Genomic DNA, 8,990 nt, shown 5'->3' with positions numbered 1-8,990 from the left:
TATCCGCATCGAAGGGTCTTTTGATTTCATGCATACCCGGGTCATCCCACGCGTTGAAGAACCTTTCCCACGCTTTATCGACGCCAGTCGCAAGCAACCCGAATTCAAGCAAGAAAACGTCAAGGGTACTTGCATCGGGATTTACGGTCCTTACCTATTTGAAGGTGTAGTTAAACAAGGCTTTCATTGCCATTTTATCAGCGAAGACAAAAATTTTGGTGGGCACATTATTGATTATACGATTAATCATGCAGACGTATCCGTCCAAACCGTCACCGACTTCCACCAGCATTTCGCAACCAATAATCCGGCTTTCATGAATGCCACAGTAAATTATGATAACCTCATTACAGAAATTAACGAGAGTGAATAAGGTAGTCATTTTGCCCAAAAAAAGCGCACGGGGAGGTGCTAGCTATTAAACTTGATATGACCATCGCGGGCTATCCCATTCAAGTAACCAAGCAGGCCAACTATAAAAACTTGACCTTAAAAGCCGTCCCGCCACATGGAGACTTGCGCATATCAGCACCCAAATATGCCAGTAAAGCTGCTATTGTCGCCTTCGTGGAAACTAACTTAGCCCGCATTGAGCGGATGCAGGCAGATATCCAGAACCGTTACCAAGACCAGGTCAAACACTATGAAACTGGCGAAAGCCATTATTTATTTGGCCAATCCTATCCTTTACTAGTCATTGAAAAACCGGGGCCAACATCTTGCCAATTAATGGATGACCAGCTAGTTTTAACTGTCAAACCAGGAATGAATCAGGATGAGCGGGCACAAGTCATGATGACTTTTTACAGACAAGCGTTGAAAGACCAATTAGCTATTACCGGGCCTAAAATGATGGCCCATATGGACGTATGGGCCAACGAATTTCGGGTCAAGCAAATGAAAACTAGATGGGGGACCTGCAATATCCAAAAGAAACGCATCTGGATTAGTTTGAATTTGGTCACTGCACCATTAATTTGCCTGGAATCAGTCGTCGTTCATGAATTGGTTCATTTACTAGAAACCGACCATACCAAGCGTTTCTACCAGCTAATGGACCAATATTTTCCGAAATGGCAAGAAGCGAATGCAATTTTGTCGAAATTACCTAGTGTATTTCATTAAAAATCTGTTAAAATAAAAGCAGTAATCTCATAAAAATAAGTTAAGCCCCAAGTTGATTTGGGACTTTTTTCTTTTTGAGAAAGAAATGATTTAGAGGAGTTGTTCATATGGCAAAGAAGGGGTTTAAAATACCGCTAGCCTTGAAATTAGTAATTGCAATTATATTAGGGATCATTGTCGGCCAAATTGGCTTTCTACCAGAAATTTTCTTCCAAGTATTAAAAACATTATCTGGACTATTCTCCGAGTTCCTGACCTTCATCATTCCATTGATGATTGTCGGCCTGATTATTCCAGGTATCGCTGAACTAGCAGAAGGTGCGGGCAAACTTTTAGGGATTACTGTAGCCATTTCCTACGGGTCAACAATCGTTGCCGGCATCCTAGCCTATATTATAGCCAGCAATTTATTCCCAATGTTTATCACCTCCGACTTGGCAAATATCATCCAAGAATCAGGTGAAGGGGCAACCGCCTTATTCTCAATTGGTCTAGAACCCATGTTTTCAGTTACCGCAGCCATTATCTTCGCCTTTATGTTAGGCTTAGGGATTTCTTGGCTACGAGCAAGAGGGCGCGGAGAAGCTTTAATGACAGTATTTACCGACTTCGGTAAGGTCATCGATCTAACCTTACAAACAGTCGTCATTCCATTCCTGCCATTCTATATCTTCTTTAACTTTGCGGATATGTCATATTCAGGATCAGTATTTGCCGTTATGTCAGTCTTTTGGCGGGTATTAGTTACTGCCATCGTCTTACACTTACTATACCTATCTTTCATGTTCGCCGTGGTTGGTGCTTACGCCGGTAAGAACCCAATTAAAATGATGAAGAATCAAATTCCAGGTTGGTTAACAGCCGCAGGTACCCAATCATCTGCCGCAACCATTCCAACAAACGTTGAAATTGCCCGGAAAAATGGCGTCTCTGAGCAAATTGCTAACTTCGTTGTGCCACTATGCGCCACTATCCATCTAGCTGGTTCAATGATTACCATCATATCTTGTGTGACAGCCATCTTAATGATGTACTCAATGCCAATCTCAATTGGTACAATGGCTGCTTTCGTTATGGTATTAGGAATCGCCATGGTCGCTGCACCAGGTGCGCCTGGTGGGGCCATCATGTCAGCATTACCTTTCTTACCAATGGTTGGTCTAACAGAAGCCTTCAACCAATTAGCCATTTCTTTATACATCACCCAAGACTCATTTGGTACCGCAACAAATGTATCAGGTGATAACGCCATCGCGGTTATCATCGATGCCATCTACAAAAAAGATAAGAAAGCAGAACAAGCTAAATAGATTTACTCTAAAGGATTCAGTGTAAAGGCTGGATCCTTTTTTTATTTTAGTGTAGGTAAGTCGATAATATTGTAGGTCATTTTTTAGTGGGGGTAGGCCTAATTGGGATAGACTGTTCGAATTTTCACTTTCTTGTGGTAAACTATATAGGTATTAGTGGCGTATGACTGACCAGCACCCAATGAAGTAGAGCTATCATGAAGAGTATTGCACCTTGTTTATGTTTTAGTGCCGGCGATTGTGAAGAGGCGGTTCGCTTCTAAGTAGATCTGATTCCAAATTCAGAAATTCAGCAGATTGAGTACTATCCAGATGCCAGTTTAGACGAATACTTTGAGGGTATGACAGGTAAAGTTATTACGGCAGAGTTCACTTTAAATAACCAACCTTATATTGCTTTGGAGGGCGGGCCATATTTCCGTTTTAATGAAGCAATATCTTTGGCGCTTAATTGCGAGGGTCAGGATGAAATAGATTATTACTGGGAAAAATTATGCCGCTTTTCCTAAAGCTGAGCAGTGTGGTTGTGTAAAAGATAGATATGGTTTATCATGGCAAATTGTGCCGGTAAATATTGGAGAATTACAACATCATTCAGCACAAATTCAAGCCATGATGCAGATGAAGAAGATTGATATCCAAAGGCTATTAGATTTAGCGTAAGGGAAAGGAAACACGATGTTATTTGGGCAATTAATTGAAAACGAAAGTTCGTATACACTATACTTTGAAAGGGACTTTTACCAGTCAAAAGAGGCAGTATTCAACGCTTTGACAGATCCGGTCATTTTTTCAAAATGGTATCCATTCGCAACAGGGGAAATGGATGGCCAAGTTGGCGGATTGATCAAATTTGATGACGGCGAAGGGAATCTTTACCAAGGGGTGATTACTAAGTTTTCACTTGAAGATGGTTTTGAGTTTATCGAAGATGGCCGCGATGTGATACGCATGGAGATTTCTGAAACGAATTCTGGTGCTAAATTACATTTTAACCATACATTTTCAGATCTTGCCTGGGTAGTGCAAACGGCTACCGGTTGGCATAATTGCTTAAATGTATTCGTGCAAATCATGAACGGTCAACCACCACAATGGCCATTGCCAGATGAATTGGTTGAGTTAACGCAAGCTTATGAAACACAATTTAAAGAAGCAAATTTTAAAGAAGAAAAATAGCCCAGAAGTCAAGGGACACAACGTTCCAGGCTTCCGGGCTATTTATTTGCATGTCATTACTTGTTATTTGGCGATATGTTTCGTTAAGACTTTTTTGTTTGAGATATGAAGGTTTTCGTCAACATCATAAATAATGGGTTCACCAGTTGCGATTTCTAAGTTAGGAATATCTTCATCAGAAATGCCTTCCAAGTATTTGGTTAATGACCGCAAGCTGTTGCCATGAGCAACAACAAGGACATTTTTGCCTTCTTTTAAATCAGCTGCAATATGATCTTCCCAATAAGGCATGGTCCGGTTTAAGGTGTCTTTTAAACTTTCGCCAGCTAATAAATGGTCGATATCAAGGTCTTGGTAGCGACGGTCAAAAGTATCGGCAGTCGCTTGAGGCGGGCGGACATCATAAGAACGGCGCCAGATATGCACTTGGTCTTCGCCGTGAATAGCGGCCGTTTCTGCCTTATTCAATCCTTGAAGGGCACCGTAATGGCGTTCGTTTAACCGCCAATGTTTGTGGACTGGTAAGTAAAGTTGGTCTAAATTATTTAGCGTATAAAAAGTTGTTTGTATGGCACGTGCTAGTAGGGAAGTGTGTACAATATCAAAAGTTAAACCTTCTTCTTTAAGCGCTAGACCAGCAGTCTTAGCTTCCTCCACCCCTAGAGGACTTAAAGCCGGATCTAACCATCCAGTAAACACATTTTGCAAATTCAATTCACTTTGTCCGTGGCGGATAAATACTAATTTGGCCATCTTTCTCCATCCTTTCAAGGATACTGTATTTTTATTTTTAGGCTCACCTATAATATACACCCAAGTAAAAATGATAGCAAGAAAAGACACCTCAACTTCTTTAATAACGATCATTAACAAGTGATAATATTTCAGTGTTATTTAGGGAAAGTTGTCTAGTTGAAGAGGTTAGTTTAGTTAGTTATTAAAGGGTATTTAACCGTGATTAATCGATAGATTTTTGAGGATCGACAAAACAGGGGAAAGCCCTTTTTTGGTGCATAAGTCAAAGTGCTTTTGGAATGAACAGTAGATTTATGAATATGCTAGAGAAAGGATAAGCCAAAGGGTTATTTTAAAATATAGTACCTTGTATTTTTCAGAAAAATGGCGTATGCTTAGGGAGCATAAAAAGAGGGAATGAGGTTCTCCCTGGTCGAGGCGATGGTATTTAAGCCATCCGAAACCGAACCGCTGAAAAGCTGATGACTTCTGCAAGTAAAACTGCAGGCGTATCAGCTTTTTTTGTGCCTGCAAAAGGAGGAAATTATGTTACTATCGTTAGGTTTTATCATTGTTGTGGGGTATTTATTGGGGCGCTTGTTGAGTACGATGAATTTACCTAGTTTAATCGGCTACATCATCGCTGGCTTAATCATGGGACCATCATTTTTCAATTTAATTGACCAAAGTACATTGGACATATCCAGTGATTTAAGACGGATTGCCTTGATGATTATCTTACTGAGAGCGGGTTTAAATATCGATTTGCAGGACTTGAAGAAAGTAGGGCGCCCAGCCATCTTGATGAGCTTCCTACCTGCTACCCTAGAAATCATTGGGACAATTATTTTGGCGCCAATATTCTTTGGAATGTCATACTTATCTGCAGCTATCTTAGGGGCTATTGTCGCGGCCACATCACCAGCCGTAGTCGTTGCCCGCATGTTAGATTTAATGGGTAAGGGATATGGTAAGAAAAAAGGGGTGCCGCAAATGATTCTAGCGGGCTCTTCTATGGATGATATCTTCGTCATCATCCTATTCACCGCCTTAACAGCCCTTGCTCAAACCGGTGAATTCCATTGGTTAAGCATGCTATCTATGCCAACTTCTATCATATTAGGGATCGCTGGGGGATTATTGGTGGGTTGGCTACTGTCACTAGCCATTGAAAAATATCAATTATCAGGTGGCTATCCAGTCATCTTATCCTTTGGGATGGCCATGTTATTTGATGGGATTGAAAAAGCCATGACAGGGCCAATTGGCTTCTCAGCCTTACTTGCTGTGATGGCAATGGGCTTTATGATGCTTCGCGTCAATCCAGTTCAAGCCAAATCTGTTCAAGTAGGTTTTAATAATTTATGGCAAGTCTTTGAAATTATCCTATTCGTGTTAGTTGGTGCCAGCATGTCCATCGAATCCGTCAAAGATTCAGGCCTCATTGCAGTACTATTAATTGTCTTGTTGTTGGTATTTAGAGGACTTGGTGTACTTTTATCTGTTTTAGGCACTCAATTAAACAAAGAGGAAAAAGCATTCGCCATCTTTGCCTACCTTCCAAAAGCCACAGTACAAGCAGCCATAGGGGCGGTGCCCTTAGCGATGGGCTTGCCGAATGGTCAAATCATTTTAACCATCTCGGTCGTTGCCATCTTAGTCACCGCACCGCTTGGCGCTGTCTTAATCGACCAAACCCATAATCGCCTATTGCGTGATGATCGATAAATATGGATATAAAAACAAATAAAAGCTGGCTCTCAAAAAAATGAGGACCAGCTTTTTTTACGGAAAATTTATTTATTTTAGAATGGCGCCGTGAAGCCACCATCTACAGTGATAATATCACCGTTCATAAATTTATCGTCATCTGATGCCAAGAATACTGCGGCATGGGATATCTTCGGGTGGACCAACACTTGGGTTTAAACCGCTGAAGGCACCAATCCGGGCGCTCCCAAAGTCACTTAAGTTGGTCATTGTTGAGGCAATATTTGTAGCGATTGCACCTGGGGCAATCCCGTTAACACGGATCTTGTTGTTGGAACACTTGAAGTCAACTTAAAAGTTGTCAAGGGGCATATTCAAAAATGTCGAATTTATGGTGATTTTTTTGAAAAGAAAAATGTTGCAGATATAGAAAACCTACTCGTAGGCTGCACATTAAGGGAAGATGTAGTAGCGAGTGCTTGAACAGATATTGACTTAACACCGTATTTTGGGCCGATTAATTCAACTATTCTAACTAACCTAGTTTTAGCATAATATGCTAAAATATATATATTAAAGTAGAGAAAGAGTTGAATTGAATTGAAAAAATTAAACGGTCCAACAAAACAAGGGGTCCAATGGTTGGCCTTGATTGCGGTATTTATATTAGCCGTCATCAACTGGTCATATCTTGTCCAAGCAGTTTCTATGATTTGGTCAGTGATTTTCCCCTTAATCTTAGGTGGGATGATTGCCTTTGTCCTTAACCTATTGATGACCTGGCTTGAAAAATACTTATACCCGAATGCAAAAAATAAGTATTTGAAAGCATCTAGACGACCAGTTGCTATTATTTTAGCTATCTTAGTTGTCTGTTTAGTGATAGCAGCGACGGTTGTAATTGTGTTACCACAATTGGCGTCTGCGATTATGACGCTGATTGAAGTGGCACCTGAGACTGTTGAAAATCTAACAAATTGGTTTAATAATCAAGATGCTTTGGTTCCTTTAGTGAACGACTTAGCAAACAAAACGAATATCGATTGGGGTAGTATCTTCTCTAATGTGGCAAGAGGCATTAACAATATAGCTTCAGGTCTAGCGACGACGTCTGTTTCGGTATTAACCACTTCTATTGGTGCAGTAACTAATATCTTCTTGGGTATCTTGTTTGCAATTTATATTCTTTTCTCAAAGGAAAAATTAGCCAAACAAGTAGAACGATTGCTAACGGTTTATGTTCGCGATGATATCCACCAATTAATTGAAAATGTGGCTCGAGTTGCTAATGAAACATTTTCTAAGTTTATTTCAGGAATGGTTATTGAAGCAATCATCTTGGGTACTTTAGTGACAGTTGGGTTATTTATTCTTCAAGTTCCTTATGCTGCGATGTTGGGCGTTCTACAAGGTGTAATGGCATTGATTCCAATTATTGGTGCCTTCCTATCGGGTGCGGTCGGCGTCTTGATCCTACTCGCTTTAAACCCAACCTACGCCTTGATTTATCTCATCTTCGTCTTATTTGTCCAACAATTAGAAGGGGACTTAATCTATCCACGAGTTGTGGGGGATTCAATTGGACTACCATCTATGTGGGTGTTATTCGCTGTAACTGTTGGTGGGGGATTGATGGGTATTCCTGGTATGTTAATCGGGGTGCCGGTTCTAGCTTCAATCTATAAGATTATCAAGATTGATGTCAAATACCGCGAGCAAGTCCGTCAAGCAGCAGGGAAACAAGATGTAGAGCTAAAAGTAAGCTTTTTAGAGAGTCTGCGTCACCCAGCGTTAATCGAAGAAGAGATTGATAAGACGTAACATCGTATAAAAATGCACAAACTTTTTCACATGCGACACATTCACAAGTGGAAAATGAGAAAAACGTTGATATAAAAGGAAAAGACGCCACTTAATTGTGAGCGTTTTTTTCATTTATCTAGGCTCAAAATCTATAAAAATACAAAAAATGTACAAAAACACCCGAATTTGTGAAAAAGCGAATTTGAAGTAAAAATGATTATTTTTAAGAAAATAACAAAAATTGCAATAATTAGACCGAAAACAAAGGGTCTTAATAAGTTTTTCACAAACTTTCCTTTAAAATTGCTTGCTATGGACTTTGTGAGCTTTTATAAATTATACAACTTTGGTTTGTCATCCAAAAAAAATGGTGTTATTCTGTGCTTGTAAATAAATGAGCAAATGATATGTACACCGAGGAGGAAACATTTAATGAAAGTTGTAGTAGTAGGAACTAACCATGCAGGTATCTCAGCAGCAAATACATTATTAGATTCAGATCAAGACGTAGAAGTTACATTAATAGACCGTAACTCAAACTTATCATACTTAGGTTGTGGGACCGCATTATGGGTAGGTCGTCAAATCGATAGCTACGAAGGGTTATTCTATACAAAAGCTGCAGATTTCGAAGCTAAAGGTGCTAAAGTATCTTTAGAAACTGAAGTAAAAGAAATCGACTTTGAAAATAAAGTTGTTTACGCAGAAACTAAATCAGGTGAAAAATTAGAAGAAAACTATGACAAATTAGTTTTAGCAACTGGATCTCTTCCAATCGCACCTAAATTACCAGGTAACGACTTAGAAGGATTACACTTCCTAAAATTATTCCAAGAAGGTCAAGAAGTAGACAAAGCCTTAGCAGCAGACGACGCTAACGTTGTATGTGTTATCGGTGCTGGTTACATCGGTGTTGAAATCGCTGAAGCAGCAGCTCGTCGCGGTAAAGAAGTACACATCTTCGACGCAGAAGAACATTCATTAATGAACTACTACGATGTAGACTTCGCAGTAGCAATGGACGAAAACTTACGCGCTAACGGCGTACACACTCACTTTGGTGAATTAGCTGAAGAATACTTAGGTGAAAACGGTAAAGTAACAGGTCTTAAAACAACTAACGGCGAA

General features: G+C 40.0%; 12 protein-coding genes and 1 riboswitch. Of the genes, 10 read left to right on the top strand and 2 right to left on the bottom strand.

Translation table 11 applies throughout. From position 1 onward, the window contains the following. From ACRCJ0_RS07070 to ACRCJ0_RS07045, 6 genes are all read left to right on the top strand, one after another. On the top strand, positions 1-373 hold a 373-nt coding region (locus tag ACRCJ0_RS07070), incomplete at its 5' end, for an acetolactate decarboxylase (protein WP_431390009.1). Positions 374-408: 35 nt separating this feature from the next. Beyond that, entirely contained in the window at positions 409-1,125 is a 717-nt protein-coding gene (locus ACRCJ0_RS07065; protein ID WP_431390008.1) for a M48 family metallopeptidase, read from the top strand. 107 nt (positions 1,126-1,232) lie between these two features. Further along, positions 1,233-2,435, top strand: a complete 1,203-nt coding sequence (locus ACRCJ0_RS07060) for a dicarboxylate/amino acid:cation symporter (protein WP_431390007.1) — start codon at positions 1,233-1,235, stop codon at positions 2,433-2,435. A gap of 269 nt (positions 2,436-2,704) precedes the next feature. Further along, entirely contained in the window at positions 2,705-2,944 is a 240-nt protein-coding gene (locus tag ACRCJ0_RS07055) for a VOC family protein (RefSeq protein ID WP_431390012.1), read from the top strand. Next, on the top strand, positions 2,910-3,098 hold the full coding sequence (locus ACRCJ0_RS07050) for a VOC family protein (RefSeq protein ID WP_431390011.1): 189 nt from the start codon (positions 2,910-2,912) through the stop codon (positions 3,096-3,098). The genes ACRCJ0_RS07055 and ACRCJ0_RS07050 overlap by 35 nt, the downstream gene beginning before the upstream one ends. Positions 3,099-3,113: 15 nt before the next feature. Further along, a complete protein-coding gene (locus ACRCJ0_RS07045; protein ID WP_431390006.1) occupies positions 3,114-3,614 on the top strand; it encodes an SRPBCC domain-containing protein in 501 nt (166 codons plus the stop codon). A gap of 63 nt (positions 3,615-3,677) precedes the next feature. Here the strand turns inward: ACRCJ0_RS07045 and gpmA are convergent, their stop codons facing one another. After that, positions 3,678-4,367, bottom strand: coding sequence for a 2,3-diphosphoglycerate-dependent phosphoglycerate mutase (gene gpmA, locus ACRCJ0_RS07040; protein ID WP_149256605.1), 690 nt, complete (start codon positions 4,365-4,367; stop codon positions 3,678-3,680). A 386-nt stretch (positions 4,368-4,753) separates the two neighbouring features. After that, positions 4,754-4,848: riboswitch (Fluoride riboswitch) on the top strand. Between the two features lie 47 nt (positions 4,849-4,895). On the opposite strand from gpmA, the gene ACRCJ0_RS07035 reads away from it, so the two are divergent. After that, positions 4,896-6,077, top strand: a complete 1,182-nt coding sequence (locus ACRCJ0_RS07035) for a cation:proton antiporter (RefSeq protein ID WP_431390005.1) — start codon at positions 4,896-4,898, stop codon at positions 6,075-6,077. Between the two features lie 77 nt (positions 6,078-6,154). Here ACRCJ0_RS07035 and ACRCJ0_RS07030 read toward each other — a convergent pair whose 3' ends face one another. Next, a complete protein-coding gene (locus ACRCJ0_RS07030) occupies positions 6,155-6,268 on the bottom strand; it encodes an SDR family oxidoreductase (RefSeq protein ID WP_205713466.1) in 114 nt (37 codons plus the stop codon). A 73-nt stretch (positions 6,269-6,341) separates the two neighbouring features. Here ACRCJ0_RS07030 and ACRCJ0_RS07025 point away from each other — a divergent pair, with 73 nt between their 5' ends. The 3 genes from ACRCJ0_RS07025 to ACRCJ0_RS07015 all read left to right on the top strand — a co-directional run. Continuing rightward, complete coding sequence (locus ACRCJ0_RS07025) at positions 6,342-6,542, top strand: lipoate protein ligase C-terminal domain-containing protein (protein WP_431390010.1); 201 nt, start codon at positions 6,342-6,344, stop codon at positions 6,540-6,542. 117 nt (positions 6,543-6,659) lie between these two features. Further along, positions 6,660-7,880, top strand: a complete 1,221-nt coding sequence (locus tag ACRCJ0_RS07020) for an AI-2E family transporter (RefSeq protein ID WP_431390004.1) — start codon at positions 6,660-6,662, stop codon at positions 7,878-7,880. A gap of 414 nt (positions 7,881-8,294) precedes the next feature. Beyond that, on the top strand, positions 8,295-8,990 hold a 696-nt coding region (locus ACRCJ0_RS07015), incomplete at its 3' end, for an FAD-dependent oxidoreductase (RefSeq protein ID WP_431390003.1).

This window comes from Aerococcus sp. L_32 (assembly GCF_050689315.1).
The sequence above is the reverse complement of the archived record's forward strand: the minus strand, read 5'-3'. Positions and strand labels throughout refer to the sequence as shown.